The 18,472-nt window shown below is 44.9% G+C and carries 13 protein-coding genes; 6 read left to right on the top strand and 7 right to left on the bottom strand.

Going from position 1 to position 18,472, the window contains the following annotated elements:
• Together tal and tkt are read left to right on the top strand one after the other, a co-directional pair.
• Nucleotides 1-951 carry a transaldolase gene (gene tal, locus R7Q48_RS01745; protein ID WP_005373488.1) on the top strand — a complete coding sequence of 317 codons (951 nt, stop codon included), beginning with the start codon at nt 1-3 and terminating at the stop codon, nt 949-951.
• A gap of 125 nt (nt 952-1,076) precedes the next feature.
• On the top strand, nt 1,077-3,068 hold the full coding sequence (tkt, locus tag R7Q48_RS01740) for a transketolase (RefSeq protein ID WP_042522667.1): 1,992 nt from the start codon (nt 1,077-1,079) through the stop codon (nt 3,066-3,068).
• Nucleotides 3,069-3,209: 141 nt separating this feature from the next.
• Here the strand turns inward: tkt and R7Q48_RS01735 are convergent, their stop codons facing one another.
• The 3 genes from R7Q48_RS01735 to aroG form a co-directional block, all read right to left on the bottom strand.
• The gene (locus R7Q48_RS01735; RefSeq protein ID WP_151515720.1) at nt 3,210-4,772 is read right to left on the bottom strand and encodes a methyl-accepting chemotaxis protein; all 1,563 of its coding nucleotides are present in this window, start codon (nt 4,770-4,772) and stop codon (nt 3,210-3,212) included.
• Nucleotides 4,773-4,981: 209 nt separating this feature from the next.
• Nucleotides 4,982-6,154 carry an MFS transporter gene (locus R7Q48_RS01730; RefSeq protein WP_394628215.1) on the bottom strand — a complete coding sequence of 391 codons (1,173 nt, stop codon included), beginning with the start codon at nt 6,152-6,154 and terminating at the stop codon, nt 4,982-4,984.
• Between the two features lie 153 nt (nt 6,155-6,307).
• Nucleotides 6,308-7,360 (bottom strand): 3-deoxy-7-phosphoheptulonate synthase AroG, encoded by a 1,053-nt coding sequence (gene aroG, locus R7Q48_RS01725; RefSeq protein ID WP_017635200.1) that lies wholly within the window; start codon nt 7,358-7,360, stop codon nt 6,308-6,310.
• Between the two features lie 459 nt (nt 7,361-7,819).
• On the opposite strand from aroG, the gene R7Q48_RS01720 reads away from it, so the two are divergent.
• Nucleotides 7,820-8,812: an OmpA family protein gene (locus tag R7Q48_RS01720; RefSeq protein ID WP_005373499.1), complete on the top strand. Its 993-nt coding sequence runs from the start codon at nt 7,820-7,822 to the stop codon at nt 8,810-8,812.
• Nucleotides 8,813-8,900: 88 nt separating this feature from the next.
• On the opposite strand, the gene R7Q48_RS01715 is transcribed toward R7Q48_RS01720, so the two are convergent.
• Entirely contained in the window at nt 8,901-9,503 is a 603-nt protein-coding gene (locus tag R7Q48_RS01715; protein ID WP_017819896.1) for a beta-phosphoglucomutase family hydrolase, read from the bottom strand.
• 76 nt (nt 9,504-9,579) lie between these two features.
• On the opposite strand from R7Q48_RS01715, the gene arfB reads away from it, so the two are divergent.
• Nucleotides 9,580-9,993 (top strand): alternative ribosome rescue aminoacyl-tRNA hydrolase ArfB, encoded by a 414-nt coding sequence (gene arfB / locus R7Q48_RS01710; RefSeq protein WP_017635196.1) that lies wholly within the window; start codon nt 9,580-9,582, stop codon nt 9,991-9,993.
• A 100-nt stretch (nt 9,994-10,093) separates the two neighbouring features.
• Complete coding sequence (locus R7Q48_RS01705) at nt 10,094-11,863, top strand: methyl-accepting chemotaxis protein (protein WP_025767924.1); 1,770 nt, start codon at nt 10,094-10,096, stop codon at nt 11,861-11,863.
• A gap of 89 nt (nt 11,864-11,952) precedes the next feature.
• On the opposite strand, the gene vmeZ is transcribed toward R7Q48_RS01705, so the two are convergent.
• Both vmeZ and vmeY read right to left on the bottom strand, forming a co-directional pair.
• On the bottom strand, nt 11,953-15,105 hold the full coding sequence (gene vmeZ, locus R7Q48_RS01700) for a multidrug efflux RND transporter permease subunit VmeZ (protein WP_171344203.1): 3,153 nt from the start codon (nt 15,103-15,105) through the stop codon (nt 11,953-11,955).
• A gap of 8 nt (nt 15,106-15,113) precedes the next feature.
• Entirely contained in the window at nt 15,114-16,241 is a 1,128-nt protein-coding gene (gene vmeY, locus R7Q48_RS01695; RefSeq protein WP_064369359.1) for a multidrug efflux RND transporter periplasmic adaptor subunit VmeY, read from the bottom strand.
• Nucleotides 16,242-16,660: 419 nt separating this feature from the next.
• On the opposite strand from vmeY, the gene R7Q48_RS01690 reads away from it, so the two are divergent.
• The gene (locus tag R7Q48_RS01690) at nt 16,661-17,125 is read left to right on the top strand and encodes a dCMP deaminase family protein (protein ID WP_005373515.1); all 465 of its coding nucleotides are present in this window, start codon (nt 16,661-16,663) and stop codon (nt 17,123-17,125) included.
• 82 nt (nt 17,126-17,207) lie between these two features.
• Here R7Q48_RS01690 and pepT read toward each other — a convergent pair whose 3' ends face one another.
• A complete protein-coding gene (gene pepT / locus R7Q48_RS01685) occupies nt 17,208-18,437 on the bottom strand; it encodes a peptidase T (RefSeq protein ID WP_318132122.1) in 1,230 nt (409 codons plus the stop codon).
• Nucleotides 18,438-18,472: the final 35 nt, after the last annotated feature.

Genomic DNA, 18,472 nt, shown 5'->3' with positions numbered 1-18,472 from the left:
ATGAGCAACAAGTTAGAGCAACTTCGTAAACTAACGACTGTAGTAGCAGACACTGGCGAGATTGATGCAATTAAAAAGTATCAGCCAGAAGACGCAACAACTAACCCTTCTCTTATCCTTAAAGCCGCTCAAATCGCAGAGTACGCACCTCTAATCGATGCTTCAATCGAATACGCTAAAGCACAGAGCAACGACAAAGCTCAACAAGTTCAAGATACTTGTGACATGCTTGCAGTAAACATCGGTAAAGAAATCCTAAAAACTATCCCAGGTCGTATCTCTACAGAAGTAGACGCTCGTCTATCTTACGATATGGAAGGCAGCGTAGCGAAAGCTCGTCAACTAGTGAAAATGTACAACGATGCTGGCATCACTAACGACCGTATCCTTATCAAACTGGCTTCAACTTGGGAAGGCATTCGCGCAGCTGAGATCCTAGAAAAAGAAGGCATCAACTGTAACCTAACGCTTCTATTCTCGTTCGCTCAAGCACGTGCTTGTGCAGAAGCGGGTGTATTCCTAATCTCGCCATTCGTTGGTCGTATCATGGACTGGTACAAAGCGAAAGAAGGCCGTGACTTCGAAGCTCAAGAAGATCCAGGCGTACTATCTGTAACTAAGATCTACAACTACTACAAAGAATACGGCTACAAAACTGTAGTTATGGGCGCAAGCTTCCGTAATATCGGTGAGATCTTAGAACTAGCTGGTTGTGACCGTCTAACTATCGCTCCTGCTCTACTTGCAGAACTAGAAGCAGCTGAAGGTGAAGTAGTTGAGAAACTAGTTGATTCTAAAGGCGCAGCTGAGCGTCCAGCACCAATGACTCACGCTGAATTCCTATGGGAACATAACCAAGACCCAATGGCTGTTGAGAAGCTGGCTGAAGGTATCCGCAACTTCGCCGTTGACCAAGGCAAACTAGAAGCGATGATCGAAGCTAAGCTTTAATTGCTTACCAAAAGCGAGTAGCCCGTCTACTCGCTTTTACCATCAGCACTATTTTCAAAAAATTCTATTTGAACTTGTTTCGGCGAGTTCCCTCTATTTAAATCAAATATCGAGAAGTAATCACTATGGATCGTAAACATCTAGCAAATGCAATCCGTGCGCTAAGCATGGATGGTGTTCAACAAGCTAACTCTGGTCACCCAGGTGCACCTATGGGTATGGCTGACATCGCTGAAGTTCTTTGGCGCTCTCATCTAAACCACAACCCATCAAACCCTGAGTGGGCAGACCGCGACCGTTTCGTACTGTCTAACGGCCACGGCTCAATGCTGATTTACTCTCTACTGCACCTTGCAGGTTACGAGTTGTCTATCGACGATCTGAAAAACTTCCGTCAGCTTCACTCTAAAACTCCTGGTCACCCAGAGTACGGTTACGCGCCAGGTATCGAGACCACAACGGGTCCGCTAGGTCAAGGCATCACTAACGCGGTTGGTATGGCTCTAGCTGAAAAAGCGCTAGCAGCGCAATTCAACAAAGAAGGCCACGACATCGTTGACCACTTCACTTACGTGTTCATGGGCGACGGCTGTCTGATGGAAGGTATTTCGCACGAGGCATGTTCTCTTGCAGGTACTCTAGGTCTAGGCAAGCTGATTGCATTCTGGGATGACAACGGCATCTCTATCGACGGTCACGTTGAAGGTTGGTTCTCTGACGACACACCTAAGCGTTTCGAAGCTTACGGTTGGCACGTAATCCCTGCAGTCGATGGTCACGATGCTGACGCAATCAACGCAGCAATTGAAGCAGCGAAAGCGGATCCACGTCCTACACTTATCTGTACTAAGACTATCATCGGTTTTGGTTCACCAAACAAATCTGGTTCACACGATTGTCACGGTGCGCCACTAGGTGCAGAAGAAATCGCAGCAACACGCAAAGAACTAGGTTGGGAGCACGGTCCTTTTGAAATTCCGCAAGAAGTCTACGCAGAATGGTCAGCGAAAGAAACAGGCGCAGCTAAGGAAGCAGCGTGGAACGAGAAATTTGCAGCTTATGAAGCAGCGTACCCTGAGCTGGCAGCTGAATTTAAACGCCGCGTAAACGGTGAGCTTCCTGCACAGTGGGAAGAGAAAGCAAGCCAAATCATTGCTGATCTTCAAGCTAACCCAGCAAACATTGCATCACGTAAAGCGTCTCAAAATGCTCTAGAAGCATTTGGTGCTCTACTACCAGAGTTCATGGGTGGCTCTGCTGACCTAGCACCTTCTAACCTAACAATGTGGTCTGGTTCTAAGTCTCTAGAAGCAAGCGACTTCTCTGGTAACTACATCCACTACGGCGTGCGTGAATTCGGTATGACAGCGATCATGAACGGTATCGCGCTACACGGTGGTTTCGTTCCTTACGGCGCAACATTCCTAATGTTCATGGAGTACGCACGTAACGCAATGCGTATGGCTGCGCTGATGAAAATTCAGAACATCCAAGTGTACACGCATGACTCTATCGGTCTTGGCGAAGATGGTCCAACTCACCAACCAGTTGAGCAAATGGCATCGCTACGCCTAACACCAAACATGAGCACATGGCGTCCATGTGACCAAGTTGAGTCCGCTGTAGCTTGGAAACTAGCGATTGAACGTAAAGATGCACCGACAGCACTTATCTTCTCTCGTCAAAACCTTGCGCAACAAGAGCGCACAGCAGAACAAGTAGCAGACATCGCGAAAGGTGCTTACATTCTGAAAGATTGCGAAGGCAAGCCAGAGCTAATCCTTATCGCAACAGGTTCTGAAGTTGAACTAGCAGTAGAAGCAGCAGCACAGCTAACTGCTGAAGGTAAGAAAGTACGCGTTGTTTCAATGCCATCAACAGACGCATTCGACAAACAAGACGCCGCTTACCGTGAAGCTGTACTGCCATCAGACGTAACAGCACGTATCGCAATTGAAGCAGGTATTGCTGACTTCTGGTACAAGTACGTAGGCTTCGACGGTCGCATCATCGGTATGACTTCATTCGGTGAATCTGCACCAGCTGGCGAACTATTCAAAATGTTTGGTTTCACGACTGAAAACGTAGTGAACACAGCAAAAGAGCTACTCGCGTAATTGCAGTAAAAAGATAGTCAGTTTTCTCTATTGCGAATGTGAAAACTGAAAAGCCCCACCAGCAATGGCGGGGCTTTCTTTTATCTGGCTCCTATTCGCATAAACGCAGCCAGGACATAAACATCACAACTTTCGTTACGACTATTTGTCTTCAAATCGAAGTGCGAGCTGATAGAAATCTTGTACTTGGTCTTTCAACTGTCGGCTATTTTGCTCAACTGAATGTGTTGCTGCCAAGTTTTGTTCTGCGGTCGAAGCAATAGAATGAATGTGCTGGTTTACATCACTAGATAGCTTTAACTGGTTATTCGCCGCTTCTGCTACATCAACCATCAGCCCACTCATGGTTTGCATCATCTGTTCAACTTCAGACAAACGCAACGCGCTTTGTTCTGCTACTTGAGAACAGGCATCGGTTTGCTCTTTGTTTGCCAGAATATCTTTCTGCCAACTTTGAATCGTTGCCAACATAGTGGAGATAGAGGCTTGGATTTGTTCAGTTGCATTGGATGTTCGCCCAGAAAGCGCGCGGACCTCATCAGCTACAACAGCAAAACCACGACCTTGCTCCCCTGCTCTTGCCGCTTCAATCGCCGCGTTGAGTGCCAGTAAATTGGTTTGCTCTGCGATCCCACCAATCTCTTCCATCAAATGGTTCACCTTCTGCGCCTGATCACTCAGTTGATACGTCGTTTCCGTCGCTTTTTCAGCTTGAAGGCTTAATTGCGCTAGATTGGTGTGCGTTTGATCAATGGTCTCCTTCGCCATCAAGCATGACTTCAATGTATCATCAATCAACATATGGGCATCATTGGTACTCGAAGAAACCGAATTTGCCGACGACTCCACCTCTTGGGTAGCATCTCGCACACGATGAATATCGGTATTTTGCTGATTTAATGCAGCCGAGACTTCTGCCGTTGTTTGACTGAGCTCTTCGGCGCAATGCTGCAAAGGCAATGCAGAGTCAGTCATTCTTCCTAACACGGTTCGAATTCTTGCGGATAGCATTTTGATATGGAAATCAGCAATCGAAAATGCCGTGTTACCGGAATAGATCAAGCGACTTACGCTGTCATATTGCTTTTGTAACTTTTTAAGTTGCTGAGGTGTATCAATTAACTCTTGGCGGAATAACAGAGCCAGAACACTTGCAGGTAACGCACTTGCAAGCCAAGCCAACGGCCCTTCAACAGACAACGCATATGCGGTTGCAGGTGCGGTTAGTGCACCAAGTAGAATCGCATAGCGAATGGTTTCATTGATTTTCAACGACCAAGTTCGGCCAGACTTCTCTGCAGCACGCATGCTTTTGTAGGCTTTTGTCGCAATATCAACCCACTCTCGCTTTGGCTTCACGCGCACTGATTGATACCCAACAACATGGTTGTCTTCGTAGATAGGGGTGACATAAGCATCAACCCAATAGTAACCGCCAGACTTAGTGGAATTCTTAACCATTCCACGCCAGGCTTTACCTTGTTTAAGGCGTGCCCACATGTCACCGAAAGCGGCTTTAGGCATATCATTATGACGAACTATATTGTGGTTCTGACCGACAAGTTCTTCGTGAGTGTATTCAGCAACGCGGCAAAAGGCTTCATTACAATATGTAATAACACCTTGTAAGTTCGTTGTTGAGACGAGTTCCTCAGACTCCCTCACGAGAGTTTCTTGAGCTTTATGAGAAATATTGGCTGACATAGACGAAACTTCTTTAGTTTTTATTGATTTTCGGCAAGATATATACAGGATTTTTATTTTTATTACAAAAAGTTAGATAAAAAGTCTTATCAAATCGACATTTTTATTGTGGGAATTCACATTATCGATAAAAAGATAAAGAAGAGATTGTTGATTTGAGCTAATAAACAAACCCGACACGATCGGCCGGGTTATATATTAAGCCTTAATTAAGCGGTTTGTGATTCTGGCTTTTTATTCGTTTTTAACGCAAACATCGCGATAACGAGTAACACAAATGGAAGAACATACAAATTAAGATTCTGCCAACCTACGGTAGACTCAAGCCAACCAGATAGTAATGCGGTGATGGTGACACAACTGAACACGAAGAATTCATTAAACGCTTGAGCCTTGCTTCTGTTTTTCGCTTCATAGCTTTGACTAAACAGCCCGGTTGCTGCGATAAACATAAAGTTCCACCCTATTCCTAACAGGATTAAAGCAAGACTAAAATGCCAGATAGACACTCCATGTATATTAATTCCAATACAAGCAACAAATAGCAATCCACCCGCCAAAATCATATTCTTAGCGCCAAACCGCTCTATCAGACGGCCCGTGACAAACGCAGGTGCAAACATACCCAACACGTGCCATTCGATCACTCCCGCCGCTTTATCAAAATCAAAGCCACAACCAATCATCGCTAAAGGAGTTGCTGTCATTAAAATGTTCATCACCGCGTACGCAACCATTGCCGCGATAACGGCCAGCATGAAATTAGGTCGACGAATAATCAGTCTCAGCTTATCCGCCTTAGCGTGTAGCGCCTGCGTGTGTGCAGGTGGAAAACGAATGGTTTGTAGCACAACCAACGCGGTTATATAAAGCACGACAAGCACAGCAAATGCACTAATGTATAAGCCATCACCTGACCACTGCTGTGAGTACACCGCCAAATTAGGTCCAAGGATCGCCGCTAACACCCCACCCGCCATAGATATCGAAATCGCCCTATGCCTTGCCGACTCTTCACACACTTCAATGGCAGCAAACCTGTATAGAGTACCGAAACCTATACCAACACCAAGCAAAAACGTAGACATGCAGAACAGATAGAAGTTTTGTTGACTTAATGCATACGTCGCTAGACTAGCACCCAAAATGCCAATGACATTACCAAGGCTAAAACCAAGGCGACGCCCTAACTTGCCCATAATTAGCGACGCGGGAATTGTCGCGGCCATCAGTCCCAAAAACTGCAGTGCAACTGGTAATGTGATAAAACTTGATGACGGCGCAAGTGTTTTGCCAATAAGGGCAATAACAGATATGAGTAAAATATTCCCTGTCATTAATAAGGCTTGGCAGAGGGATAGAAGCCATACATTACGACTCAATTCCAAATTCCTTTTGGTTACAACGTATACAGATAACATATAGGAAAGCAGAAGCAATAGAAAGATATGAGAGTAATTCTCAACAAAAAGAGCCAGAGGCATAGTACCTCTGGCTCTTCACTATTCACTTTTAAAAAAGTTTTTCTGTTGAGTTTACTTGTTGCGGCGCGCTTTTACTGCATCAGAAAGCTGACGAAGTACCGTTTCCGTATCTTCCCAACCAATACATGCATCAGTAATCGACTGACCATAAGTGGCTGCTTTACCATCCACTAAGTCTTGGCGACCTTCAACTAAATGAGACTCGATCATCACTCCAAAAATGGCTTCTTCGCCAGCAGAGATTTGCTCGGATACATCATCAGACACCAGCATTTGACGCTTGAACTGCTTCGAGCTGTTAGCATGGCTAAAATCAATCATCACTTTTTTCGGCAGACCTGCAGTGTCCAGCTCATCTTTAATTTGAGCTACATGTGCTGCACTGTAGTTTGGTTCTTTACCGCCACGTAGAATAATATGGCAGTCTGGATTACCAGCGGTTTCTACGATCGCGGAATGACCGTATTTTGTTACTGAAAGGAAGTGATGGGAAGCGCTTGCAGAACGAATCGCGTCGCTCGCTATTTTAATATTCCCGTCAGTACCGTTTTTGAAACCTACAGGACAAGAAAGACCAGAAGCTAGCTCGCGGTGAACCTGAGATTCTGTCGTACGAGCACCGATAGCGCCCCAACTGATCAAATCCGCCACGTACTGAGGTGTGATCATATCTAAGAATTCACTTGCCGTTGGCAAGCCCATATCGGTTAGATCAAGAAGAAGTTTACGTCCGATACGTAGACCATCATTTAGCTTATAGGTGTCATTTAAGTAAGGGTCATTGATAAGGCCTTTCCAACCAACGGTCGTACGCGGCTTTTCAAAATAAACTCGCATAACAACCTCAAGCTGCTCGCCCAGTTCATCACGTAGTACTTTTAGCTTTTTGCCGTACTCAACCGCGGCAGCCGGATCGTGAATAGAACACGGGCCAACGATCACGAGTAATCGATCGTCTTTTCCTTCAAGAATATTGTGAATGGCGTTACGGCAATCAAAAGTGGTCGAAGAAGCGGTTTCAGTCGCTGGGAACTTCTCTAATACTGCAACAGGTGGCAATAACTCTTTTACTCTATTTATTCTTACATCATCAGTTTGAAACATTACTTCTACTTCCTGGTTTTATTTCCGACCCCATTTTTACCAACTGAACTCATTGCAACATTGTTCACAAAGCGAGCAGCATCAAGGGCTGTGGTCATTTTCTGTCTAGCGTTTAAGTAACTTATCGGCTTAGGCGTAGACTTGCAATCAGTTTTTGCAAATAAATGCAAATAAAAACCACCTGTTAACCACCGCGCACAATGTAAAGTAAAGTTTACGAAAAAAAGTTCAAAATAATCATCAATTTTCTTATGCACCAAAAAATCTTTACTACAATGTAAGAAATATCAGAAGTTTGTGAGGTATTTTTGGGTAGTAAATGTTGATCAAGTTCAAATATATTGTTGCTTGATATGAAATGATTAGAATATTAAACTAATTTCTTATAAACGCTGGTTTTTTCTAATTTTTTGATAAAACGAAGTAGAAGTTAATATGCAATCAATACAAGGAAACATTATGAACAAAGTAGCAATTGCAGTAGCAGCAGTGGTAGCTGGTAGTAGCGCGCTTTTAAACTCTGCTCAAGCTGAAATGTACATCGGGGGCAAAGTGGGCATGACTACACTTGACGACGCTTGCTATCTAAATAGCCCTTGTGATGATGAAGCGTTCGGTGCAGGACTACATATCGGTTATGACTTTACTGATATCATCGGGCTAGAGTACGGCGTAGACTTCTTAGGCGACTATGAAGGAAACTCTAGGTCAGGGGCTAATACGATTAATACGATTGACGGCAATCTAACGGCTTTAACACTTGCACCTAAATTCAACTGGCACTTAAACGACTCTTGGAATCTATTTGCTAAGATCGGTGGTGCTTACATGATGTCTGATGACGAAACAGACTTTGTCCCAACAGGTTCTTTGGGTGCTGAATACTCGATCGATAGAAACTGGAGTGTTCGCGCTGAATACCAACGCTACCAAGATATGTCTGACGACGTGTGGGACGACATGGATGCTAACTTCTTTGGTATCGGTGTTAACTACAAATTCGCAGCAGCTCCAGTTGTTGCAGCAGTTGTAACGGAAGAAGTGATCGAGCCAGATCCAGAACCAGTGATGATGAGCAAGGTGCACAAAGAAGAGTACGGTACAGGTACGTTTGAATTCGATAGTGCTAAGTTAACAGAGTCCGTTTCTGAACGTCTGGACAACTTTGTTTCATTCTTGAACGAATATCCTCAAGCTCAAGTAGAGATTACTGGTTACACGGATAGCTCAGGCCCTGCGGCATACAACCAAAAACTGTCTGAGCGTCGTGCTCAATCTGTTGCTGATTACCTAACCGCAGCTGGCATTGGTTCAGATCGTTTGACAGTTAAAGGTATGGGTGAAGAAAACCCAGTTGCTGACAACAGCACTCGCGAAGGTCGTGAGAAAAACCGTCGCGTAGAAGTTGTGGTACCTTCATTTGAATACCAAGAGCTAGTTCAACCAGAATAAGCATCTATGATTCATGATCGATGATGTGGTAAAAATTAATGGGGTGCATTTGCACCCCATTTTGATCTCATATTAAGGGATATTGCCACTATGGTTTTGGGAAAAAGATCAACTCATTATCTTGCACCATAACGCAATCCATACCAGCTGCATGCGCCGCTCGCTTCCCCAACTCAGTATCCTCGAACACAAGACACTGTGACGCCTCCAAGTCGAGTTGTTCCGCGGCCACCAAAAAGGTATCTGGAAAGGGTTTATGGTTCTCTACATCACTCGCGGTTACTACAACATCCAACTTGTCTAATAAACCTGCATGGCTTAATAAGCGCATGGCACTTTCTCGTTGGCTGCCAGTCCCGACTGCAATTTTCTTATGGCCTAAATATTCCTCTAACACGATGTTCGTGCAAGGAATAACGTCACCATGAAGCTCCATAGCAGCGAATGTTTCCATTTTAAATGTCGCGACAGTTTTAGGATCTAATGAAAGCTCATGCACACGATTTAGTTCCTCAACAATTTTAAAGCTCGGCATCCCTCCCAAACTGTGAAACCATTCCTGGCAAAACGGAAAATCAAAACGCTCAGCAGTTGCTTGCCAAGCTGCCAAATGGGCTGGCATGGTATCGATTAGAGTACCATCCATATCAAATATGAATCCCTCATAGGGTCTAAAATCAATCGTGCTCATGTCTTTTCTTCTATTTGTGCATCTGTAATGTTAATTTATCAGCTCTTTCAATCGTCCTTACCGGCATTTACTTATCATGCTCAAAATTTCGAACTCCGTCACAATTCAAGAGTGGGAAATTCAATTATCCCCAATTAGAGCTCAAGGAAATGGTGGCCAGAACGTTAACAAGGTAGCGTCCGCTATACACCTGCGCTTTGATATCCGGCATTCAAGCTTACCTGACTTTTACAAAGAGCGATTACTTGCACTTTCTGATAGTCGTATAAGTAAAGATGGCGTGATCATCATCAAAGCGCAACAATTTCGGACACAAGAACAAAATAAGGAAGACGCCCTAAATCGGCTTCAAGCATTGATAAAAGCTGCCGCTTTACAGGAGAAGAAGCGTATTAAAACGAAACCAACCCGCGCTTCTCAACGCCGACGACTTGATACAAAAAACAAGCACGGAGCGAAAAAACAGCAACGTAAAAAAGTGCTGTATTAGTGCATGTCGTTTTCTCGACATGTTAGTTGAACAACGTTTGCTAGCCCTTGGAAATCTCATTGGATTTCTCTTTTTAGTTACTTATTCAGGAAACAACAATATGACTATTAGGCAAAAACTCTACTTCCTCGGAGTTATCGCCATTTTAGGCATCGTGGCCCTTTTGGGTACGTCATCCCATTTTGAAAATAAGAGCAATGATCTAAATCACGCCATCAAACTCGTTGGTGATCTAGAAATACGCTTACTCAACTTACGCAGAAATGAAAAAGATTTCCTACTACGTAGTAATGACAAATATCTAAATAAGTTTGACGCCAATGTTGACAAGTTTATAGACACAGAAAAAGAGCTTGCGAACATACTCAAGAGTAATGAATTACCTTCCAGTCAACAATTTAAGCAAGACTTGCTCGCATACCAAAGGGGCTTTCAGAATCTGGTCAGCGCTTACCAACGATACGGGCTTGACTCAAAGAGTGGGCTTCTCGCTGGTTACGAACAAGCACTATTAGAAGCAAAACAACGTTCAGACCACCAGCAGTTATTGGCATTAGTCCGTTTTGACTCTGCAGTAAAAGCAGGACTATTCAATAGTGACTTGCTTGAGGGGCAATATGCTCCGGAGCTTATCAAAACAGGTAAGCAATTGGCGGCCCAAAAGCAAGTTGTTGGGGTTGCTTATGACAAAGGCCTACTCGGTGAAACTCGCGCATTATCCCATGCCGTAGAAGAGCAATTTGAAACCTTTTCCACAGCCCTTAGCTCTGCTGCCGCACAACGTGATGAACAAATGTCGACCATCAAGCAGGTCATTACAGCTCTGATCTTAGTCGTTATTTTCGCATTGATTTGGCAAATTTCACGTTCAATCAATACGCGAGTGAATAGCTTACTTGGCACCATTCGAAGTATCAGCGAAACGAACAACATGGGACTTCGATCTGATTTGAAAGGTCAAGACGAGCTATTTGATATCAGTCATCACCTCAATGACCTATTGGATAAGCTTGAGCATCTAATTAGTAGTACCCAAGAAAAATCGGCGCAACTCACTGCAAGTACCGATAATATGCATCGTGAGTTAGAAGGCGTTATGGAGCAATTCCACACTCAAACTGACCACACAGCATCAATGGCGACGGCAGTTCAGCAAATGGTTGCCACAATAGGTGAAATCTCTGAAAGCACATCAGTTGCGGTAGAAGGCGTACATCAGGCAGCGAATAATGCCGAACAAGGTCGAGGAGTTGTTGAGGCGACGGTAACCAACATCGGTCAACTAACCACGATTTTATCAAACAGCCAGCAGTCGATTGGCTCGCTGAATCAGCATGTAGATAAAATTGGTGGTGCCGTGAACATCATCCAAGAAATTGCAGAGCAAACCAACCTACTAGCTCTCAACGCAGCAATTGAAGCCGCGCGAGCAGGCGAACAAGGCCGCGGGTTTGCAGTTGTCGCCGATGAAGTACGCGCCCTAGCTAGCCGAACTCATCAATCCACAGAGGAAATCACGCGGGTCGTTGCAGACATTCAAACTCAAATGTCTACAGTTGTTGCTGATATTGATCAATGTAACGATCAAGGGCAACAAACACTTAATGCTTCTGAAAAACTGGATTCTAGCCTGCAACAGATCATTACTGACATGCATTCAATTCAAGGTAATTCGGAGCGCATAGCTTCAGCAATTGAAGAACAAGGTATCGTGATGAACCAAGTTAGCGGTTCAATCACCGAGCTAAACGCAATATCTGAGAATAACATGCAATCCGCTCAGGAATGCTTGCACGAAGTGAACTCTGTCTCTGCTCAAGCTCATGATATGGATGAAGCCGTTGCACAATTCAAAACTGCGCTAAAATAACCCTTTTCAAAATAGAAAGCCCGAGGCAATCATCGCTTCGGGCTTTTTTTCAATTGTCACTTCGTGCTTACTGCGCACTTCGGATGTGATTATTCATCATCAAGAGGAACCAGCTTGGTGTTGCCGCCATGAACTTTCTCACGCTGTCTTTGCACCAGGGCGTAGAAGCCTGGGATCAAGAATGTACCTGCTAGAAGCACACACAATAGACCACCAATCAGCGACACGCCGAGTGAGTTTTGACTCACGTGCCCCGCACCAGCGGCAAAGATAAGCGGGAAGATACCCAGGATAAATGACCAAGATGTCATATTCACAGCGCGGAAACGTAACGTGCCTCCTTTAACCGCTGCACTATCGATATCAGCATCTTTTTCTTCACGCTCTTGCTTGGCGAACTCCACAATCAAAATTGCGTTTTTCGCCGCCAAGGCTATGAGCAAGACAAGACCAATTTGGGCATACAAGTTAAGCGGCGTGCCAGTTAGATTCAACGCAAGGAAGGAACCTAACGTTGCTACTGGGACCACCAAAATAATAGCCAGTGGAATACTCCAACTCTCATACTGAGCCACCATAAACAAGTAAATGAAGATCAAAGCCAGCGCAAACGCATAAATGGCTTGGTTACCCGCGAGCACTTCCTGATAAGCCATACCTGTCCATTCATACGTGTACCCTTGTGGAAGAACTTCAGCAGCAACGCGTTCCATTGCGGCAATCGCATCACCACTAGAGTAACCCGGTGCTGGTTGGCCTTGAATGATAGCACTGCGGTACATGTTGTAACGCCACGCCACATCAGGCTCAAACACTTGCTCGTAGCTCACTAGCGTACTTAACGGAACCATATCACCGTTCGAAGAACGAACATGGAAACGCTCTAGATCTTCCATGCTGCTACGGTGCTGGCTATCAGCTTGCATGGTTACGCGGAAGTTCTTACCAAACATGGTGAAGTCATTCACATAAAGCGAACCTAAGTTGCCTTGCAAGGTTTGGAAAATAGACGACAGCGAAATACCTAATTGCTGCGCTTTCTCACGATCGATATCAACGTAGTAGTGCGGAACATTCGCGCGGAACGTGCTAAACGTGTAGGCAATTTCAGGCGCTTGGTTAGCCGCTTGGATCATTTCTCCCATGACCATCGACAAGTCGGTACGACTTCGCCCTAGCGTGTCTTCAAGCACAAACTCAAAACCAGACGCAGCGCCCATACCTGGAACCGCCGGTGGTCCCATCGCAAAAACAACCGCTTGAGGTAACTCTGTCGCCGCTCGCCCGTTAATACGTGCCGCGATAGCATTAGCAGAGTGCTCTCCTTGCAGCAAGTTACGAGTATCCCAATCATGCAATTTGATAAATACAGAAGCACCGTTTGATGCTGCTGCGCCTGTCATAAACGAGTAACCGTTCGCAACCGTCACACCATCCACACCAGGTTCTTCACCGATCATTTTCATTAAATCATTGGTGACTTCTTCAGTGCGTGATAAAGAGGCTGAATCTGGTAGCTGTACGTTAACCAGCAAAATGCCTTTATCTTCTTGAGGAACAAACGCTGTAGAGGTGGTTTTCGCAAAGAAAGTGACCGCTGCGATAGCAACTATAAAGAACGTCACGAGCAGTAAAGACTTCTTCACCAAGAAACCAGCGATCTGGCCATAACGCGTAGTGATGCGCTCTAAGCCTCGGTTGAAAGCCTGGAACCAGTTAGCGGTATTGCCCCCACCCTGCTTCAATACCAGAGAACAAAGTGCTGGAGACAGCGTCAATGCATTGATGGATGAAATAACAACCGAAATACAGATGGTCAAAGCGAACTGGCGATACATGATACCGGTGATACCTGGCAGCATGGCGACGGGTATGAATACCGCAAGTAGAACCAAGGTCGACGTGATGATTGGTCCCGTTACTTCTTTCATCGCTAGCAACGTCGCTTTACGCGGTGAAATGGTTGGGTCTTTCGCCATGGTAGTATCGACGTTTTCGATAACCAGAATCGCATCGTCCACCACGATACCAATCGCAAGGATCAGGCCAAACAAAGTAACCGTATTAATGGTGAAGCCCGTTGCCTGCATGATGGCAAACGTACCAATCAGAGAAACGGGGATCGCGACAACAGGAATCAACGTTGCACGCGCACTACCCAAGAACAAGTAAGTTACAGCGATCACCAATAGAATCGCTTCAATCAGTGTTTTTACTACCCCTTTGATCGATTCAGATACGAACACGGTTGTATCGTAGCTGGTCTCGTATTCCATTCCCTCTGGGAAGTTTTTGCTCAAGCCTTCAAGGAGCTCCATGACGGCCTGACCACTTTCTAACGCATTCGCATCCGATTGAAGAGACAACGCAACGATTGACGCGTCCTGGCCACGGAACTTACCGTTACCATCGTAGAACTTTTTGCCTAGTTCAACGCGAGCAACATCTTTCAGATAAACCGTAGAGCCATTGGGATTAGCTCGAAGGACTACGTTCTCAAACTCACTCACGCTTTCCAAGCGACCTTTGGTCACAAGGTTAAACTGAACTTCTTGCGGATTGTTGTATGGTGCTGCACCTACACGCCCTGCCGCAACTTGAACGTTCTGTTCAGCCAAAGCGGCGTATACGTCTGACGTGGTTAGCTTAAGGTTGGCCATTTTTTCAGGATCTAACCAAACACGCATTGCGTATTCGCCACCACCAATCACGTTAACTTCACTGATACCTTTCGCACGAGCCAACTGATCTTTTACATTCAAGTTAATGTAGTTAATCAAGAACTGATCATCGTATTTGCCATCAGGTGAATAGAAGTTAAGTACCATCAGCAAGTCAGGTGAACGCTTTTTCACCGTCACACCAACCATGCGAACTTCTTGAGGCAGTTTTGACTCAATCTGTGACACGCGGTTTTGCACGTTAACTTGCGCCATATCTGGATCGGTGCCGACATCAAACGTGACGTTTAGGCTGTAAGAGCCATCGTTCGCGCTCTTTGAAGACATGTATATCATATCCTCAACGCCGTTGACTGAGGTCTCTATGGGGTCAGCAATGGCCTGCTCGACAACTTCCGCACTCGCACCGGTGTAGTATGCCGAAACGCTGACTGATGGCGGACTTATCTGTGGGTACTCCGCCACTGGCAAAATCGCCAGTGAGATCGCGCCGGCTAGCGTTAATATGATCGAAATAACCAGCGCGAATTTAGGTCTCTGAATAAAGAAACGACTTAACATAGTGCCCCCTACTGCTTATCTTCAGCAGGTGCTTGAAGGCGCACTTCTACACCATTACGCACACGTTGTAGGCCTTGTGTAATAACTGTATCTTCCTGATCGAGCCCTTCTCGAATGATAATACCTTGTTCAACCTGAGGGCCAAGCTCTACGTTACGACGCTCTGCGACATTTCCCTCAGCCATCACCATCACAAAGTCACCTTCTAAGTCAGTTTGAACGGCACGTCGTGGAATAACAATAACGTCCTTCGTATTCTTATCTCTCAAGTTCACTTTGATGTGCTGACCCGGAAGTAACTTCTGTTCTGGGTTTGGAACGAGCGCGCGCATAGCAATCGTACCCGTTTTGGTGTCAATACGATTACCTAAGAAATCAAGCTTACCGAGATGCTCAAAAAACTGTCCATTTTCCAGTTCAAGCTGAACTTCAACGCGGTTTGATTCAGCCGAGCCATCACCTTTTACTTGATCCATACCCATAGCTAAACGCTCACGCTCACTCACACTAAATGAGGTATGAACTGGATCTAAACTCACCAGAGTTGTCAGCACGCCAGATGACGGAGAAACCAGATCACCCGTACTCACTTTGGTATCACTAATACGTCCGCTAAAAGGTGCTCGGATTTGAGTATAGGAAAGGTTAACTTCAGCAAGTTTAAGTTGAGCATTTGCCGCTTCTAGCTCTGCTCTCGCACCAAGAAGTGCAGCTGTTAAAGCATCAAACTCAGATTGAGAGATACTACCGCGAGGCAACAAGTTTTTACCTCGAGTATGATCTAATTCGGCTTTTTTTAGCGCCGCTTTAGCTTGTGCAAGTGCGGCTTTAGCACTCGCGACTTGGGCTTCAAAAGAAGATGGCTCGATAGAGTAAAGGAGCTGCCCTTTTTCTACCATTTGCCCCTCTTCAAAGTGACGAGCTTTTAAGTAGCCAGAAATCTGCGCGGTAATATTGGTATCTTCTACTGCTTCAATGCGACCGATATAAGACTTGCTCGGTTGGTAGTCGATAACCGTGACATCCTGAGTCACTACGAGAGGCGCTTGACCTTTCGTTTGGGCATTATTAGCTTCCCCGCATCCAGCGAGGATTGCTGTAGCCGCCATTAGTGCGACAAGTGGTTTCTTTTGCATGTATTTACCGTCTTTATAGAACAGGATATTGTTGAATTCCTATCAACCTTACTCCTTGCTGCCACTGAAAACTTCACTGAAAAGCGCCCAAGGTGTTTCTAAATGTAAACATGAGAAACAAAAGGAAAATAAAGTAATTTAGTTAACAGTGGTATTCAATGAGCAATATACATACAACTCAATCATAACTATTTAATATACGCCTTAGGAGATCGCGAATTTTAGCGTGTGCTTGGAAACACTAACGGGAGTATTGTATTCGGGCGTAAAGTGAGATTCAGTGCTCAAGATAAGAACGTTTTGTGGCTAAAAAGGTAAAAAGTGACGCCTTCATACTCAAGACCCCGATTTTGACTATTTTTTTAATATAAATGGGTTATCATTCAATTAATTCAACGCCTTCGACAGAGAGGATGACTATGATTTCTAAATGGGCGAAACGCTTTTACCAGATGGCAGAACTAGTGGCGTCTTGGAGTAAGGACCCATCAACACAAGTCGGTGCCGTTATTACTAAACAGAATCGCATTGTATCTGTTGGATTTAATGGCTATCCGCATGGTGTTTCTGACAGTGTCGACACCGATGAGCGCGAGTTGAAATACCTTAAAACACTGCACGCGGAAGAGAACGCAATTTTGTTCTCAAAACGTGACTTAGACGGATGTGATATTTGGGTAACGCATTTTCCTTGCCCTAACTGCGCGGCAAAGATCATTCAAACAGGGATCTCACACGTACACTGCCCTGAGCAGTCTGAAGACTTTTTATCTCGCTGGGGAGATAAAATCCAAGTCAGTCAAGATATGTTCGACCAAGCGGGTGTGAAAGTCGACTGGTTACCGCTAGAAGACATTGAAATTGAAGACAAAGACGTGCGCTAGTATTCCATCTTAATATTTAAATAGCCCAGAGAGATCTGGGCTATTTTGTTATTAAATCTGCAAGAGGTCTCGACGTAGTCTTTTAACTGTGTTTTTTCGCTGTGAGCTCAGCAATTTTGACAATAACGAGTACTGATTTTTCCATCATTTCAACAGAAATAAACTCATGAATTCCGTGGAAGTTAAAACCACCGGTGAAGATATTCGGGCACGGCAAACCCATAAAAGATAAACGAGCGCCATCTGTACCACCACGAATAGGTTTTATAATCGGTTCCACATCACACGCTTCCATCGCTTGCTTCGCCAACTCAATGATATGAGGGTAAGGCTCAACCATTTCTCTCATATTGTAATAGCTGTCTTTTATTTTTAGCTCTACAGAACCATGGCGTAAACCCGTGTTCATTTCATCGACGAGTTTCTGCATAAAGGCTTTTCGCTCCTCAAGCCTTTGACGGTCAAAGTCTCTAATAATGTAACCGAGCTCGCTTCGTGCAACGCCCATTTCTGCCGATTTTAGATGGAAGAACCCTTCGTAACCTTCGGTTGTTTCCGGAGTTTGATCTTGGGGCATTTGAACTTGAAATTTCGCAGCCAAGTTCATCGCATTGACCATTTTGCCTTTTGCAGTACCTGGATGAACGCTAACACCATGAAAAATTACATCAGCGTTTGCTGCATTAAAGTTTTCGTATTCCAATTCACCTTGCGGGCCACCATCTATAGTGTATGCCCATTTCGCGCCAAATTTCTTAACATCAAACAAATCTGCACCACGACCGATTTCTTCATCCGGAGTAAAGCCGATACAAATGTCGCCGTGTGGAATGTCTGGGTTTTCCAGTAGCAGAGCTACCGCGGAAAGAATCTCTGCGATACCAGCTTTGTTATCCGCGCCAAGTGATGTAGTGCCATCGGTAGTAATAAGATTGTGGCCATGTAGGTGATGTAAATCTGGGTATTGCACGGGAGATAACACTTCATCCCCCAACCCTAATGCAATATCGCCACCCTGGTAATCTTCGATGAATTGCGGCTTTACGTTTTTGCCAGATGCATCCGGCGCAGTATCCATATGGGCAATGAAGCCGATAGGAGGAACCTCATAATCAACATTGGCTGGCAGTTTAGCCATCAAGTAGCCATTTTTATCCAAAGTCACGTCACTTAAACCAAGCTCGATCATCTCATTTTTAAGTAACTCAGCAAACACAAGCTGACCAGGTGAACTTGGGCAAAGCGTCACATGTGGATTGGATTGGGTATCAAACGTGACGTATCGAAGAAATCTTTCAACTAAATGTTTCATATTTATTCTCATTGTTTTGTACGATGAGGCCTTAT

It is taken from the genome of Vibrio sp. 378, from assembly GCF_033339435.1.
This window is presented reverse-complemented; position numbering and strand designations above follow the sequence as displayed.